Genomic DNA, 16521 nt, shown 5'->3' on the forward strand with positions numbered 1-16521 from the left:
CTTTAGGGGACATCAATATGTTCGTGGTTTCGGTTCCCAGATCGAAGTATCCACCTTCTTGTAGTCCATACGCACTGACTCATTTTCCAGGTAGGCCAGGGAATGCTTCAACCAGTTTTCATCATCCCGCTCGGGGTAATCCTCCCGGCTATGGGCTCCGCGGCTCTCCTGTCTGTCCAGCGCGGCAGCCGCAGTAATGAGTGACAAATCAAGCAGGTTACCCAATTCGATCACCTCGAGCAGATCGGTGTTAAAACTCTTGCTGGAATCCTGGACCCGTACCTGTTGATAACGTTCACGTAATTTCTGGATATCCCTCACCGCTGCCCGCATATCCTTTGCATTGCGATAAATGCCGATATGCTCCATCATGATGGTCTGCATCTGTTCCATGATATGGCCGCCATGGGGTGCGTCCTCAGCTGTCGTTTCTGTCAGGTGACCGATTATCGCCCTGGCAGTATCGGCCGCACTCCCATCCACTTCAACAGGCTCACAATCCTGGACATAATCAGCGATATGCAATCCGGCTCTGCGGCCAAACACCACAAGGTCGAGCAGGCTGTTCGTGCCAAGCCTGTTCGCCCCATGCACGGAAACACAGGCGCATTCACCAGCTGCATAGAGTCCTTTCACCACTGTTCCTTTATTGTCACAGATCACCCTGCCATGGTCATCGGTTGGTATGCCGCCCATGGCGTAATGGGCGGTCGGCAATACCGGGATAGGCTCATCTGCCGGGTCAATACCCAGATATGTTTTGCAGAACTCAGTTATATCCGGCAATTTCTTCATCAAGGTCTCTTTGCCCAGATGGGTTGCGTCAAGGTGTACATAGTCATCTATTTTACCGTCACCCCGAATCCCTTTACCAGCCCGCACCTCAGTGAGGATGGAACGGGCTACGATATCCCTTGGTGCCAGGTCCAGGAGGGTTGGTGAATACCGTTCCATGAACCGTTCCCCATCACAATTACGCAAGATTCCTCCCTCGCCGCGAACAGCCTCCGAGATAAGAATACCCAGCCCTTTTATTCCCGTCGGGTGAAACTGGAAGAACTCCATATCTTCCAGCGGAATGCCTCGCCTCGCGCAGACCGCAGGCCCGTCTCCGGTATTGGCATAGGCATTGGAAGTTATCTTGAACATCCTGCCAAAGCCACCAGTCGCAAAGAGCACTGCTTTGGCGGCAAAGACATGCAGCTCGCCCGTGGCAAGTTCCACAACCACTACCCCCTGACAGTGGTCGTCTGCCAATATCAAATCAACCACCTGATATTCGTCAAAGAAGGCCACTTCATTTTTTATGCACTGCTGATAGAGGGTCTGCAAAATCATATGACCGGTCCGGTCCGCTGCGTAGCATGCCCTGCGCACCGGTCCCTGGCCAAAATTCCTGGTATGCCCGCCGAAGCGGCGCTGGTCTATCCTGCCCTCCGGGGTTCGATTGAATGGCAGGCCACGGTTCTCAAGATCGTAGACAGCCTGCACAGCCTCTTCAGCCAGTGTCTTCGCCGCCTGCTGGTCAACAAGATAATCCCCGCCTTTCACTGTATCGAAGGCGTGCCACTCCGGTTTATCCTCCTCCACATTTCCAAGCGCCGCGCTAATACCACCCTGCGCTGCCCCGGTATGACTGCGAACCGGATAGAGTTTTGAAAGCACTGCTGTTTTTGATCTTTTGCTCGCTTCAAGAGCTCCATACAGGCCAGCACCTCCTGAGCCAACGATAAGGGTATCGAATTGATGGATCACTGGCACCTCCGGGTTCGTGGTGTTGGTTCGTTGATTTATAGATGCTAAAGGCAAGAGTCCACAAGCAGAATTAAGCTACTATTGAAAGTCAGGCATATGCCCTATATTAAATCAACTCAATAACCCATAAACAAGTTGTTTCTCAGCAGCAGCGACTGCCAGGCCTGCGATGTGACTGGTTCACGTGCAAACCTGTCTGCTTGCCATCTTGCCATGGTTATGGCTATGGCAGATGGCTAGTGCCGCAACGCAGCATTTGCCTCCATTAACATATTGCACTATTTATTATAGAAAATTCAGACAGTTCCGTATCTACACTACTCCTGCACCTTTCTCCATACCACTAACTTGCAGGATATCGTCAACATTATGAGGTGTATGATGTCCGGGTTGTTTTATTTGTGCATGTAAACGAGTGGGCTCCCTCTGCGAGCACTGACCCCATCCCGATTTCAATGGGGTAGATCCTGGCTGAACTCAAAGCCAGAGGTTTTGATGGTACAATCCTGGGTGACTACAAAGATCGCCCCCTCGACGGTTATGAATTTCGGCCCACTATTCAAAAGCTGCAGCCGGCCTGCTCGGCTTCAGCACCTACGAGGAAAATATTGACCTGGTACGATTCTGGGCCCGATTCGCCTGGTCATTGGGACACCTCTATGTCGTTGTTTTCTTGACATTGGTGTCCATTTTATTCAACTTACCCCATACAACATTAGGTAAAAGGGCAGTCCTGTTCCGCATGGGGCTATCGGGAAACGAAAAATCGAAGAATCCGCTCGAGGAGGGTTGAGGGTATTTCAAATATTGCAGTCAAAGTCCCACGAGACTCGATCTTGTTTGTACTTCCAATCTTGAAGTCAGAAGCGAATTTTGTTTTGCACGATGGACATGCCATAAGCACTCCCCCTATGCGTTTAGGGAAGCGCAGCTGCTGGTCACATTTAGGGCAAGTTTTTACGATATATTCAGACATGAACAAAATATAACTGTTTTGTAAAAATATTGCCAATCTGAGAGACCATTGGCATCCTCCCTTCATAGAAGCGATATACTATCTGCATCCATCCTGGAATGGAGCAACTATTCGAAGTGATCTTTGTCGAAGAGCCTAACTTGTTGAGTTAGAAACTAACAGGAAGAACCTTAACATGAAAGGTATTACTGGCTGTTAAAATTGCCTATGCCGCCTTAATCATACCCCTGTTCTGTTCTATATACCTGGGCCAACTCTCTATTGCGATTGGAACGTCTCAAAATCGTCTACGGTCGCAGGGTGAAAAGGAACCTCACAAAACTGCTAGTGCAAACATAGCACATAGTGGTACAGTAACTATAGTTTTTAACTAATTGCTTACACGTCTAAGCATTTACTGCCATCTTATCGTACAAGGAGTCATCATGTGGGGAGCTAACGCAACTGAATGGGGAAACTATTTTTGCAGTTGGGGACCATCTTGGGGCCACGGCCCATGGTTTATGGGTTGGTTATTTCCTCTCCTCTTCTGGGGCTTAATTGCCTATCTGGCAGTTAGCATTATCAGGGGTTTATTTTCCAGCACTCGTTCAAAACAAAATGATAACGCACTTGAAATTTTGAGAAATCGTTTTGCTGCTGGCGAGATAGACGAAAAGGAATATAACGCTCAAAAGGCTGTTTTGAGCAGAAGTTAATTATTTTTGGCATGAACGGAGCATTTTACCCTCCTACTGTGAGGTTACAGGCCCGAGAGGTGAGTGGCAGATTAAGGCTGATCCTGTTGTTTCAGAGGGCAAGGAGGTACAATAGTATCGGCTCCCTGTGATATGCTCCTTTTGCCATCAGCCGTTTTTGGCATGCAGCAGCCGTAGCAGTTCCTTTTCCAAAGACAACCACTGGGCCTCTTCTGTTATTTTCCCACTCTCGACTGCCGCCAGGCACTTGGTCAGCAGGAGTTTGATTTCTTTGAAGTAGGCCAGTTTGGCCTTGTTGATATTCATGTTGTGACAACGTTCTGCAAGGGCGGCTATCAATTCTTTCTTAGGTTCAGATATGCCTGAGCCCGTGAGTCTTGAGTTCAAGTTGTCTATTTTTTCAATGGTGTTTTCCTTAGGTTTACCCATAGCTTTTTTCCTGCATCTGAATCGTCAGTTCCTTCGAAAGAAATAAATCCGGTGGAAATTACGGCGACATAAAACCAAACTGGCCAGAGTAAAATCAAATTCAAACAACTCGATTCGCACTCCTACCCTATTTATCTCTGACCCTTATTCAGCTGTCAGACAGAATAACTGCAGCAAAGCCATTTCATGGCATGGCTTTAGCAACGACTGACATGATCAAAAACCATGGAACTTGTCAATGCGGACTAAGGGTTATCATAGTTGGCTCTGCAGTGAAGACATATGGTTGTCATGCCTATGGCAGCATGAGGCAGGTGTTCTCAGGTAGGATTGTTGATTCTTGGACAGTACCAAGCGCCCAAATTCACACCAATATCCACACCGAACTCATCCCCCCATTGCACAATCAAACTCAGTACCAGGTCCAACTTTACCCAATTGACACATCATCAGTTCATCCCTAGCCTCTAACAAGAGCCAACTGCAGCCGAATATCTGCACTTACGTTTTACGCACCACTGTCGACTGCATCCTGTTTCACAAAGCCAATAAAGAGGAGGTACATATGAAAAAGCTAGCTCTTGGACTACTTGCAATTGCACTTTTTGTTGGATTTTCAACTGCTACCATCAAAGCAGCAGACATTGGCGATACGGCTGCCGATTTTACCGCACAGTCCACCATGGGGGAGATAACCCTTTCCGGGTTTGCCGGAAAAAATGTGGTACTCGCCTTTTACTACGTAGCGTTTACCCCCGTCTGAAGCAATGAACTTCTTGCTTTCCAGCGTGATCTGGAACAATTCACCTCACTGAACAGCGTTATAGTGGGAGTCAGTCCCGACAGCCTTGAAGATCTGGAACGTTTCAAAGATGAGAACAACATAGGTTTTGCCATGATCAGCGACCCTGACAAAACGGTTCAACGGATGTATGAATCAGGCCGCGTCACCTATGTAATCGATGCTCAAGGTATCATTCGCCATCGCCAGGAAGGAGTGCCTGACAACCAAAAAATATTGGAGGCGTTGCGATCCCTTCAATAATCCATAACAATTTATAGCCCATTTGATCTATACTGAAAATTAATACCGCACGTTATCGTAATCAGAACAAGATGGTGCCAACAGATGAGGTTCAGGTTACAGACCAGACGACACCACGAACACCCCGGAGTTATCAGCACAGGAGACCGTAATGGCAGAATTTATCCATAAGACCCTTATCGTGGGGTCAGGCCCCGCTGGGTACACAGCGGCCATCTACGCCTCCAGGGCAAACCTGAAACCGGTACTCTTTACCGGTCGTGAGCCGGGCGGGCAGCTGATCACCACCACCGAGGTTGAAAATTTCCCCGGTTACCCGCAGGGAACTGATGGGGCAACGATGATGGAAGATTTTCGCATGCAGGCAGAGCGTTTTGGCACCGAAGTCATCTACTCCTCCATCACCAGAGTTGATCTTGCCACCGGTCAAGGCTACCACTCAATCTGGACGGAAAGTGATGAAGAGTATCACACTCATACCGTGATCATTGCCACCGGGGCCGGGGCTAACTATCTGGGACTGGAGTCTGAACAGCGATTAATAAGCAAAGGAGTCAGTGCCTGTGCTGTATGTGACGGTTTTTTCTTCAAGAACCTGGTGGTGGGTGTGGTCGGTGGTGGAGATACTGCCTGTGAAGATGCCACCTATCTCGCTAAACTCTGCCCGACAGTGCACCTCTTTGTTCGCCGGGATGAACTGAGGGCTTCAAAAATCATGCAGCAACGGCTGTTTGCCACCGAAAACGTGCACATTCACTGGAACACGGAGGTCGAGGAAGTGCTCGGCCATAACGCCGTCACCGGGGTACGGCTAATCAACAACAGGACCAATCATACTTCGGTGATGGAACTCGCCGGCCTGTTCGTAGCCATTGGCCACACACCAAGAACCGAGCTGTTCAAGGCATACCTGCAAACAGATGACACCGGATATATCATCACCCAGCCAGGGACATCCCGAACCGATGTGGCAGGTGTCTTTGCCTGCGGTGATGCCATGGACAGAGTCTACCGTCAGGCGGTTACCGCCGCAGGAACCGGCTGCTGCGCCGCCCTTGATGCCGAACGCTATCTGGTAAGGAATAATCTCTGAAAGACAGAACGTGAGGTGAGAGGTGTGAGGAGCGCGTTAATCGCGACTCCTCACGCCTTGATCCTGACTGGTAGCTCAAGGAAAGCACACCTTCAGCACTTCATCAAAAGTCGCCACGAAATGCGGGGTAATGCCTTCCTTGATATGATCAGGAAGCAATTCAAAATCCCCCTCATTTTCCTTGGGCAGCAACACCTGTTTGACGTTGGAGCGCTTGGCTGCGATAATTTTTTCTTTTACTCCGCCAATTGGCATAACCAGACCGCTCAGGGTCAGCTCACCGGTCATTGCAGTGTCCTTTAAAATCGGTTTGTTCACCGCCAGAGAGTAGAGCGAGCAGGCCATGGTAATACCCGCCGATGGACCATCTTTCGGAGTGGCACCCGCAGGTACGTGGAGGTGGATGAAGCTCTTTTTAAAAAACTCCGTTGCTTTTTCATCCTTTTCCAGCATTGAACGCACATAGCTGTACGCGATCTCAGATGATTCCACCATCACCTTGCCAAGCTGGCCCGTCTGCTTGAAGCCAGGATTACCGGTAGGAATCGGGATTGATTCGATGTAAAGCGTTGCACCCCCCATCGAAGTATACGCCAGGCCGCGAATCACGCCGACCCGTGGCTTCTTGAATGCCTGGCCCTCGGTAAACATGCGCTTGCCCAGCAGATCTACCAGTTCACTTTTTTGAATTTTTACCACCTCGTCCGGATTCTTGACGATTCTGGTGACAGCCTTGCGAATAATTTTCTTGATACAATTCTCAAGACCGCGGACGCCAGCTTCCCTCGCCCAGCCGTCGGCAATACCCGTAAGTACAGCCCGGGAAATCTTTACCTGCTTGGAGGTAATCCCATGCTGCTTGAGCTGCTTGGGCAGCAGATGCCGGGCACCGATTTCCACTTTCTCCTTCAGGATGTATCCCGGCAGCTGAATCAACTCCATACGATCGAGAAGCGGCCCGGGAATAGTCTCCAACTGATTCGCAGTACAGATAAAGAGCACTTTCGAGAGGTCAAAACGCACATCAAGATAATGATCGAGGAAATCCTTGTTCTGTTCAGGGTCGAGCACTTCAAGAAGCGCAGAAGCAGGATCGCCTCGGAAACTTGCCCCGATTTTATCGATCTCATCGAGCATGATGAGCGGATTCGAGGTCTTGCAGGTCTTGATGGCCTGAATAAATTTACCCGGCATGGCACCTATATAGGTCCGCCTGTGGCCTTTGATCTCAGCCTCATCACGCATACCGCCTAAAGAGAAGCGATAGAACTCACGCCCCAGACTTTTAGCGATTGACTGACCGATGGAAGTTTTACCGACTCCCGGAGGGCCGGAGAGCAGAATAATCGAACCGCTGAGATCGCCTTTGACGATACCGACGTTGATCAGTTCCAGGATACGCTCCTTGACATCTTCGAGTCCGTAGTGATCCCGGTCGAGGATCTTCGCCGCCTTTATTGGGTCGTAATTATCCTCTGTGTAGACTCCCCACGGCAAAACGGTGAGCCAGTCGAGGTAGGCACGACTGACGTTGAACTCGGCGGATGAAGGGCCGAGCAACCTGAGCTTGTCGATCTCTTCCTTTATCTTGTCGAGCGCTTCCGTGCTTGGACGCAGTTTTTTCAGCCGCTGCTCATACTTCTCAATTTCAGCCTGGGTATCATCCTTGGCTATACCCAGTTCCTTTTTGATCTCCTGCAGTTGCTGTTTGAGGAAAAACTCGCGCTGCTGCTTGGAGAGTTGCTCTTCTATACGCTTGGAGATCTGCGCTTTCAGCTTGGAGATCTCCAGCTCTTTTTTCAACAGTACCAGGGAAGCTTCGATACGCTTGCGTACATCTTCAAGCTCGAGAATCTTCTGGATATCAGCACCGGAAGAAGTAGTCATGGAGGCGGAAAAGTCTGCCAATGCGCTGGGGTCGCTCAGGTTAATTCGCTCAATGAGCAACGACAAACCTTCCTTGAACAAGGGGTTGAGCGCGACCAGCTCTTTTATACAATCGATAATAGCGACAGAGTACGCCTTCAGTTCCTCTGTGTTGTCAATCTGCTCCTCAGGGAGATAATTGACATCGGCATAAAAAACGGTTTCTTTGCGGTAGAGGTTCAGCACCTCAAAACGCTCAAGCGCCTGCGCCATCAGCGTCAGAGGCTCACCAGGCTCCCTGGGCGGGGTTGCCTGAACCACGCGCACCACCACGCCAACATTGAAGAACTCCTCCGGATTTTCCGGGCGCCTCGGCATGGCATCTTCGGTCGGCCTGGTAAGCAGCAGACCGAGATACATCGGGGTGGACTTTTCGCCGACATCGAGCAACGCCCGCTGGACTTTTGGATCATCGACAATAATTGGCCCCATCATCTTCGGAAACATGGGCCGATCGTGAAGGGGAATAATCAGCAGTTTTTCCGGAAGCAGATCCTTCGAGACAACGAGGGACTTGTCATTATTTTCTTCAACATTCTCTTCTTCAAGTGAATCAAATTCTTCGGGTGTTAATACAGTTGGTTTTTCAGCCATGTAGTCACTCCTTTAGAGCAAATATATCCCATCACGAAATCAAGCTTGAATACTTGATTTTATATAGGTTTTGTGCGTTCTTCAGGGCGGGACTTCTATTAAAACCTACAGGTTTGAATTGCCGAAAGTCAAGGCAATTGTCCCGCCCGTTCTTCTCGTAATCTACCTGAACTGATAATCATTATCCTTTCACAAGTGAAGTAGTTCAATATTAAATTATCTTCATTTTCCTGTTCCATTGCAAATAGTTGCGGAAAAATCGTTAAATAAAATACACCATTCTTCAACAAGTCCCTGTCTGGCAGTAGCTTTCAGTTATTCCTCAACCACCAGCTTTCGCAGCTGCTCGTGAATCAAGCCGTTTGTCGCCACCAACCCTCCCGCCGGATAATCAATTCCTCCACGATAATCCGTCAACATCCCGCCAGCTTCCTGGACCAGCAGCACTCCTGCGGCAACATCATAGATATTCAGGCATTGCTCCCAATAGCCATCCAGCTTCCCCGCTGCTACCCAGGCCAGATCGAGGGCTGCAGAACCGTGTCTCCTGAAATCACGGACTTTTGGAATCACTCTGGAAAATGCCCCCAGATTATCAGGCTGGAACCCCTCTCTGATACAGGCAAAGCCTGATGACAATACAGAATCGATCAGCTTGGACGTGCCCGAGACGGTAATCCTATTATTGTTCAGGCAGGCGCCTTTGCCACGCTCCGCTGAAAACATCTGGCCGAGCACGGGCGCATAGACCACTCCCGCCACAATCTCCCCCTTTCGCTGCAAGGCAATGGAGACAGTGTAACCCGGCAGTCCCTGAATATAGGAGTTCGTACCGTCGATCGGGTCAATTATCCAGCAGCTGTCACTCTGTTTATCGAGCAGCCCTTGCTCCTCCCCCAGGATTGAGTGGTTGGGAAATTTGGCAGCTATCCGTGAACGCAGGTAGGCTTCTACTTTTTTATCTACTGAGGTCACCAGATCCCTGGCGCTTTTATACTCAATCGACACTTCTTTGAAGCTGGCGGACTCCGCGACACAGATGGCCCCCGCCGCTTCGGCCAGTTCATTTAAAAACGCATGATTCATCTATTATTCACCATAATTAACCAACTATGATATCGTATAAAAATCAGCTCATAGCTGCTACAGCCTCCATTAGAACAGCACTAAACGATTACCATCTTTGCTGACTTCCGGAGACACGTCGTGGCCTTATATCGTGCATTGGATTTCCCAATCAGGCACGTGAATTCTTCAGGTTACGTTTGCCCCTCGCTAAATCGAAACGTAATACGTATGATTAAATAATATACTACAAGCTGTTAGAGGATGACATGATGACCGTATGATATTGCAAACATTATTTTCTTAACTGACTGCGATCCAGCAAGACGAGGGAAACTATGACTGAAAACAGCAGGAGTGATTTCAGCGACTACCAGCGAACATTCAAGGCCGGCAAAAAAACATACCGCTATTTTTCCATAAAAGAACTCGAGGCCCGGGGGCTCGCCGATATAGGCCGCCTGCCCTACTCGATCCGCATCCTGGTTGAAAACCTGTTGCGCAACTACGACGGAGCCATTGTCAGGGCAGAAGAACTTGCCGCCATAGCAAACTGGCAGACCAACTATGATGCCCCTGTCGAGATCCCCTACCATCCTGCCAGGGTGCTTATGCAGGATTTTACCGGCGTACCGGCCGTGGTGGATCTTGCTGCCATGCGTGACGCTGTTAAAGAACTTGGCGGCGATCCCGATATCGTCAACCCCACAGTTCCAGTCGAGCTGGTGGTCGACCACTCGGTACAGGTGGACTACTCCGGCACCCGTTACAGTCTGACCCAGAACGTGGAGCGGGAATACGAACGGAATAGCGAAAGATACAAGTTACTGAAATGGGCTCAGAAAAGTTTCAGTAACTTCAAGGTAGTCCCGCCAAACTCAGGCATCTGCCACCAGGTGAACCTCGAGCATCTCGGCCAGGTTGTCATAGCCGCAGACCAGGCAGGCGACAAACAGCCCCTCGCCTATCCCGATACAGTGGTCGGGCTCGACTCACACACACCTATGATCAACGCCATAGGAGTCATGGGCTGGGGAGTTGGCGGTATCGAGGCCGAGGCGGTAATGCTTGGTCAACCTTACTACATGTCGATCCCCGAAGTTATCGGCGTGCGCCTCACAGGCTGTCTCAAGCCCGGCATCACCGCCACCGACATGGTGCTGACCATTACGGAGATGCTACGCAACTATAAAGTGGTAGAAAAGTTCGTAGAGTTTTTCGGCCCCGGTCTCAAGAACCTCTCCATCCCCGACAGGGCCACCGTTTCAAATATGACCCCTGAATATGGGGCAACCCTCGGATTTTTCCCGGTGGACGAGGCCACTCTCGACTATCTCGAGATTACCGGCAGATCCGAACAAGCTGTCAGAACCAAAGCATACGGCATCGCGAATGCACTTTTTTATGAAGAGGATGAATCCATCGAGTACACAGCCACTCTCGAACTCGATCTCTCCAGCATCGAACCATCTCTGGCCGGCCCTGCCCGGCCCCAGGACAGGGTGCCACTTTCCGAGATGAAAGACACCTTTGGCGACATTCTGGGCTGCACCTATAACCGTGATGCATCGCTTGAGAACATCTCTACCTTTCTCGATGAATCCGGTTCCTGCACTACCAGGAAACCGGACTGTAGCGCTGTGGCAAAACGCGATATCGAAATCACCCTGCACAACATCCCTGAGAAAATCGGAGACGGTTCCGTGGTGATCGCCGCCATAACCTCCTGCACCAACACCTCCAACCCCAATGTTCTGATTGGTGCCGGTCTCATGGCCCGCCAGGCAGTCCAGCGCGGCCTGAAAGTTCCGGCCTATGTTAAGACCTCCTTCGCTCCGGGTTCAAGGGTGGTGAGCAACTATCTTGAGACTGCCGGTCTGATGCCGTATTTCGAAGCGCTTGGGTTTCATATCACAGCCTTTGGCTGCACTACCTGTATAGGCAACAGCGGCCCCCTCAACCCGGAAGTGGAAAGCGCCATTGACGAGCATAACCTCAACGTTGCCGCCATGCTCTCCGGCAACCGAAATTTCGAGGCGCGTATCCACCAGAAGATCAAATCCAACTTTCTCGCCTCCCCGATGCTGGTTCTGGCATTCGCCCTTGCCGGACGCGTCGATATCGATCTCACCACAGAACCGGTGAGCCTCGACCCGAATGGAGACCCGGTTTATCTCCATGAGCTCTGGCCTGACAATGAAGAGATCGAAACACTGGTCAGGGAGAACGTCACTAAAGAGAATTTTACCCACCAGTATTCAAAGATTTTCTCCGGCGACCAGTTCTGGGACAACCTCCATGTCAAGGAGTCTACGACCTATCCCTGGGATGATACATCAACCTATATCAAGCGGCCGCCCTACTTTGACGATTTTTCAATTGAGCCCGGCATCACCCCGGATCTTGAAAATGCGCGGGTCTTTTTGCTGCTTGGCGACAGCGTCACCACCGACCATATTTCTCCGGCAGGGGCCATACCTGTTGAATATCCTGCCGGCACCTATCTCCTCCAACAGGGAGTCACACCAGAACATTTCAACTCCTACGGTTCACGACGTGGTAATCACGAGGTCATGATGCGCGGTACTTTCGGAAACATCAGGATAAAGAACCAGATGATCAAGCCCAAAGAAGGGAGTTTCACACTAAAATTTCCAGAAAAAACCGAGTTGTTCAATTATGAAGCGGCAATGCGTTACCAGAAGGAGCAGGTACCGCTGGTGGTACTGGCAGGTAAAGAGTACGGCACAGGTTCCTCAAGGGACTGGGCTGCAAAAGGCTCCAGGTTGCTTGGAGTCCGAGCTGTAATTGCAGGCAGCTATGAGCGGATACACCGCAACAATCTGGTGGGAATGGGTGTGCTTCCCCTGATGTTTGCCGAAAATGACTCAATCGAGAGTCTCGGCTTAAAAGGTGATGAGCTCTTCTTTATTGCCGGACTCGAAGGCATGACGCCGCGTAAAGAACTGCAGGTGCGTGCCCAGTCACCTGATGGCGCTGAGACCAAATTCACTGTAACCTCCCGCCTCGATACCCTGGTCGATATCAACTATTTCGAAAACGGCGGCATCCTCCCATTTGTGTTGCGGAAGATGATGAAATAACATGTCATGACAACAAATAAAAAATGCCCGCTCCAAAATTGGAGCGGGCATTTTTTAATGCGTCGTACTTTCCGTTCTCTACCAGACTCTAGCAAAGAGGATGACTTCGAGATTGAAATCTATTTCAGCAGTGCTGCCAGATCCGGCTTCCGATTGATGATTATCTCCTTCAGCCTTGGGGCGAGTTCATTTTCCGGGTTGTTTTTTACGAAATCATACGCTTTGACGTAGTTTTTCGCCACCAGGGTATCAAGCATTACACCTGCTTGCTCATGGTCGGAGGCAACTTCCAGGATAAAGATAATCGCATCCGGTGTCATCTGTGCTACCGCTTCTTCACTGATGGAGTAAATGCCTTTAAAAATCGCATCCACCTGTGGATGATCCATTACTTCATGTAGCAGCAGGGTAGCGATGTTGGCATCACTATCAAACATTTTCCGAATAACGAGAGGTACACATGGATGGTTGGGAAGACCAACAACGAACCCAAAAGCTTTGGTCAGGTTCTTATCGGCAAGGGCGGCTGCCAACTGATCTTTCAGCGGATGATCGGGGATTCGCTCCAGCATGTAGGTGATGACATCTGAGGAAAGCTCGCGAATATAATCTTCCTCAAGCTTGGTCATGCCATTGAGGATCGAGGGCACTCCAGGGTGATCCGGCAGCTGCTTCAGCACCCTCACCGCGCTGGCATAGCTCAGGCCTTTCAGGGTATCACTATTGGTGGAATACATCTCCTGCCTGACTTTACTGACATAGTCAGAGGTCGGGTACTTCTCCATAAAGTCGAACGCCCGATCAAAATCCCAGCCGGTTATCTTCTCAGGATTCTGTTTGATGAGATTATACTCCTCGATCATCTCGAGATTATCAGAAGCATCCGCGTCAACATTCTCAGCGTCATCCTTCTGCTCCTGCTCACCATTTGCGGAAAGCTTTGATGTAAGCTTGGCAAAAAGCCCGCCACCTTTCTTCACGTCATCGTTCGTATTGGTCATTCGGAATCACTTTGAACTTTCAGGTTTAGCAACATGGTCCTGACACGAGAAGGTGCCGGGAAACGCTTTTCCTGCCAGAGCATTTCACAGTTCAACAACTGCCGCCATAAAGGGAGAAAAAGTCATGCAGTACGCTGACCGATGAGCGTAAAGTGCGCATAGGCCGGTCAATTTTCTATATCAGCTGGAAAGTATAATGCGAATACAGCCGCTCCTGCAAGCCAAAAGGATAAACGAAGGGGCAATTCCTTGTGCATCGCTCCTATGATAAGGCGATACCACTGATATCGTCGTTCATCTTGAAGCGTGGATAGGCAAGACATCTAGGGTCATCCTGCTGGAGAGACCGAACCCGGTCGCGAACTGCTGAAAGTCCGCCTTGTTGAAAGATCGTCGCCAGAAGATCCTGATCATGAGGGAGGTTGAGATCGTAGTTAGGAAGGACAAGACCGTCCGTGTAGAGAATGATCGCGGCTACACCGTCTAAAGTTTCTGAACCGCTTGAGACAAAATGTAAGGCATCGTTTTCACCGTTGAGTACACCATAATCGACATTCATCCTACGTCGAACGTGCAGTATCTGCTCTGCCAGCGCCACGCCAATAGGTTCACTGCTTGCCGGGCCGATTTTCTGCCACAAGGAGAGTGTCTCAGCATCATGGTCTTCCGGCTCGACGAGTTGACGGCTGGTACCGTCATGGCCAATAAGCTGGATTCGGCAGTCTCCGGTCTGGCACCAGTGAAACTGGTCACCATCCATTTCGATCACAGCAAGACTGGTGGTCCAATGTTCTTCCTTTCTGGTAAGGTCAACGCCTGAGGATAGCATTTTGCTGTGTATGGCTTCATTAGCCGCCACCATACGCTCAGTCAGGGAAAGGTTGCGGTCTGCAAATACATCCGCAGCAATATTGGAAGCGAGAAAGCCACCGGTCACACCATCGTAGAGGGTGCCGCTCAAACTGGTTGCCCCGTCAAACACACCATAGAGCCCATCGGTAATCAGTTGTGCATCCTCATTAAAGTTACCGCTCCCCTGTTCAAATACAGCCTCAACCTGAGAAAGTTCGGCAGATGGAACAGGGATTACTCGCTTATCGGCACTGTTTTCTGAATATGGGCAAAGCATCAGGGCAATAATCTCCAGGTACGTTTTATACGGTTATGAAAACGTACTATAGAACACTGGGCTGACACATCAAATCGTTAGTTCCGATAGCAGGATTACCACTCATGCCAATTGATTATATCAATTCATCAACAGACCGAAGTTCTATTCAATTCCCTGTGGGTTATGATGATTTCATGCCTCTTCCGACAGCTCTGTTCATTCTGGAATCTGCTATTTCGCGGGACTTTTCGTTTACACTCGCTATAATCCCGATAGAATTGCAGTGACTCGACTCCTCATCTTACGGCAGTAACAATAGCTGGCCCCTCCCCTCTTTGCGCTACCTCTATTGAGACGTCTGAACCTGAAACACATCCGCACCGCTGCAATCATCTGCGGCAACATCCAAAAGACAATCTATAGAATTTCATGAAATATCATTTCATTAACATAACATCCTGTAAAATATGAAAACCAACATCATCAAAGAAGCCCATCGCTGTCTGCAATGTAAAAAGCCCCTGTGCAGGAAAGGCTGCCCTAACGGAACCAGAATTAACGAAATGATCTCCCTTTTTCTTAAAGGAGATCTCGAAAAGGCCGGCAGGATGCTTTTTGAAAACAATCCGCTGTCGGTTGTCTGCTCAAAAATTTGCCCCCATGAAAATTTCTGCGAGGGGCACTGCATACTTGGCAAAAAATCGACCCCTATCAACATCAGCGGCATTGAACACTTCATCTCTACCTACTATCTCGATCATCTCGAAGCGGAGAGCTGTAATGTGCTCACCAAAGAAAAAGTCGCTATCATCGGCTCTGGTCCTGCCGGCATAACCGTCGCCTTCATCCTGGCGACAAACTGCTACGATGTAACGATTTTTGAGTCTGAAGACAAAATCGGCGGCATTCTCCAGCATGGCATACCTGAATTCCGTCTTTCCAGGGATCTGCTGGCAAAATTAAAAGATGCCCTGATCAAGATGGGAGTCAAGATTCGCCCCAACACTCTTATCGGACCGGTTATCACCATCGACGATCTCCTCCGGGACGCCTACAGTGCCGTCTTCATAGGCACCGGAGTCTGGAACCCGAGGCCACTCAGGATAGCTGGTGAAACCCTGGGGCATGTTCATTATGGAATCAACTATCTGAAAAACCCCGAAGCATATTCACTTGGCCGAAAACTGGCCATCATTGGCGCAGGTAATGTGGCCATGGACGTGGCGCGAACCGCACTTCGCAACGGGGTGGACGAAGTTGTGGTGCTCTATCGTAAAGGTGAAAACAACATTTCCGCCACCCGCCATGAATATGAAAGTGCAGTAGAAGATGGGGTAAAATTCGCCTTCTTTCATTCACCGAATAAAATAACTGACGCCGGTGTTCTCTGCACCCTGACCAGCGCAGAAGGCAATACAGAGGGACAGGAAGTACTGGTAGAGGCAGATGCTGTTGCTATCGCCATCAGCCAGGACCCGAGAAGTAACCTCTCCGGCATCGGTAAAGAAAAGAATGGACTGGTTATAACAGATGGGGATGGTCGCACTACCCGCGAAGGGGTCTTTGCCTCAGGCGATGTGGTCACAGGAGCCAAAACAGTGGCAGAAGCTGTGAGTTGCTCAAAGAGAAGTGCGGCAGCTATTATGGAGTTTGTTGAATCAAAGCGCACCACTCTGAAAACAGTTGTTTCCAAACAATAAACTCCAGTACCCATGAACCCGGAA

Annotated in this window: 11 protein-coding genes and 1 pseudogene; 6 read left to right on the plus strand and 6 right to left on the minus strand. The window is 49.8% G+C overall.

The features are described from left to right. Window positions 1–12 precede the first annotated feature (12 nt). A complete protein-coding gene (gene sdhA, locus FCL45_RS00585) occupies window positions 13–1755 on the minus strand; it encodes a succinate dehydrogenase flavoprotein subunit (RefSeq protein WP_136795366.1) in 1743 nt (580 codons plus the stop codon). Window positions 1756–3156: 1401 nt separating this feature from the next. Here sdhA and FCL45_RS00590 point away from each other — a divergent pair. Then, on the plus strand, window positions 3157–3429 hold the full coding sequence (locus FCL45_RS00590) for an SHOCT domain-containing protein (protein WP_136795367.1): 273 nt from the start codon (window positions 3157–3159) through the stop codon (window positions 3427–3429). 147 nt (window positions 3430–3576) lie between these two features. Here the strand turns inward: FCL45_RS00590 and FCL45_RS00595 are convergent, their stop codons facing one another. Next, a complete protein-coding gene (locus FCL45_RS00595) occupies window positions 3577–3858 on the minus strand; it encodes a hypothetical protein (protein ID WP_136795368.1) in 282 nt (93 codons plus the stop codon). A gap of 565 nt (window positions 3859–4423) precedes the next feature. Between FCL45_RS00595 and FCL45_RS25055 the strand changes: the two genes are divergently transcribed. The 3 genes and pseudogenes from FCL45_RS25055 to trxB all read left to right on the plus strand — a co-directional run bounded on the left by FCL45_RS25055 (window position 4424) and on the right by trxB (window position 5996). Continuing rightward, window positions 4424–4621 (plus strand): redoxin domain-containing protein, encoded by a 198-nt coding sequence (locus tag FCL45_RS25055; RefSeq protein ID WP_136795369.1) that lies wholly within the window; start codon window positions 4424–4426, stop codon window positions 4619–4621. 15 nt (window positions 4622–4636) lie between these two features. After that, window positions 4637–4903: pseudogene (locus FCL45_RS25060) on the plus strand (redoxin domain-containing protein); the annotation flags it as partial. 151 nt (window positions 4904–5054) lie between these two features. Continuing rightward, complete coding sequence (gene trxB, locus FCL45_RS00610; RefSeq protein WP_136795371.1) at window positions 5055–5996, plus strand: thioredoxin-disulfide reductase; 942 nt, start codon at window positions 5055–5057, stop codon at window positions 5994–5996. Window positions 5997–6071: 75 nt separating this feature from the next. On the opposite strand, the gene lon is transcribed toward trxB, so the two are convergent. Together lon and FCL45_RS00620 are read right to left on the minus strand one after the other, a co-directional pair. Then, a complete protein-coding gene (gene lon / locus FCL45_RS00615) occupies window positions 6072–8516 on the minus strand; it encodes an endopeptidase La (RefSeq protein WP_136795372.1) in 2445 nt (814 codons plus the stop codon). Window positions 8517–8831: 315 nt separating this feature from the next. Next, window positions 8832–9602 (minus strand): inositol monophosphatase family protein, encoded by a 771-nt coding sequence (locus FCL45_RS00620; protein ID WP_136795373.1) that lies wholly within the window; start codon window positions 9600–9602, stop codon window positions 8832–8834. A 317-nt stretch (window positions 9603–9919) separates the two neighbouring features. Here FCL45_RS00620 and acnA point away from each other — a divergent pair, with 317 nt between their 5' ends. Continuing rightward, a complete protein-coding gene (gene acnA / locus FCL45_RS00625; RefSeq protein WP_136795374.1) occupies window positions 9920–12685 on the plus strand; it encodes an aconitate hydratase AcnA in 2766 nt (921 codons plus the stop codon). Between the two features lie 119 nt (window positions 12686–12804). On the opposite strand, the gene FCL45_RS00630 is transcribed toward acnA, so the two are convergent. After that, window positions 12805–13686, minus strand: coding sequence for a hypothetical protein (locus tag FCL45_RS00630; protein WP_136795375.1), 882 nt, complete (start codon window positions 13684–13686; stop codon window positions 12805–12807). 262 nt (window positions 13687–13948) lie between these two features. Further along, the gene (locus FCL45_RS00635) at window positions 13949–14815 is read right to left on the minus strand and encodes a protein phosphatase 2C domain-containing protein (protein ID WP_136795376.1); all 867 of its coding nucleotides are present in this window, start codon (window positions 14813–14815) and stop codon (window positions 13949–13951) included. Window positions 14816–15264: 449 nt separating this feature from the next. On the opposite strand from FCL45_RS00635, the gene FCL45_RS00640 reads away from it, so the two are divergent. Continuing rightward, window positions 15265–16497, plus strand: a complete 1233-nt coding sequence (locus tag FCL45_RS00640; protein WP_136795377.1) for an NAD(P)-dependent oxidoreductase — start codon at window positions 15265–15267, stop codon at window positions 16495–16497. Window positions 16498–16521 lie beyond the last annotated feature (24 nt).

This window comes from Desulfosediminicola ganghwensis (genome assembly GCF_005116675.2).
Classification (GTDB): domain Bacteria; phylum Desulfobacterota; class Desulfobulbia; order Desulfobulbales; family Desulfocapsaceae; genus Desulfopila; species Desulfopila ganghwensis.

Bases quoted from the DNA above. Each gene is read 5' to 3' on its own strand.
- FCL45_RS00590 (WP_136795367.1), top strand. From the start codon at position 3,157: ATGTGGGGAGCTAACGCAACTGAATGGGGAAACTATTTTTGCAGTTGG.
- FCL45_RS00595 (WP_136795368.1), bottom strand. From the start codon at position 3,858: ATGGGTAAACCTAAGGAAAACACCATTGAAAAAATAGACAACTTGAAC.
- FCL45_RS25055 (WP_136795369.1), top strand. From the start codon at position 4,424: ATGAAAAAGCTAGCTCTTGGACTACTTGCAATTGCACTTTTTGTTGGA.
- trxB (WP_136795371.1), top strand. From the start codon at position 5,055: ATGGCAGAATTTATCCATAAGACCCTTATCGTGGGGTCAGGCCCCGCT.
- lon (WP_136795372.1), bottom strand. From the start codon at position 8,516: ATGGCTGAAAAACCAACTGTATTAACACCCGAAGAATTTGATTCACTT.
- FCL45_RS00620 (WP_136795373.1), bottom strand. From the start codon at position 9,602: ATGAATCATGCGTTTTTAAATGAACTGGCCGAAGCGGCGGGGGCCATC.
- acnA (WP_136795374.1), top strand. From the start codon at position 9,920: ATGACTGAAAACAGCAGGAGTGATTTCAGCGACTACCAGCGAACATTC.
- FCL45_RS00630 (WP_136795375.1), bottom strand. From the start codon at position 13,686: ATGACCAATACGAACGATGACGTGAAGAAAGGTGGCGGGCTTTTTGCC.
- FCL45_RS00635 (WP_136795376.1), bottom strand. From the start codon at position 14,815: ATGCTTTGCCCATATTCAGAAAACAGTGCCGATAAGCGAGTAATCCCT.
- FCL45_RS00640 (WP_136795377.1), top strand. From the start codon at position 15,265: ATGAAAACCAACATCATCAAAGAAGCCCATCGCTGTCTGCAATGTAAA.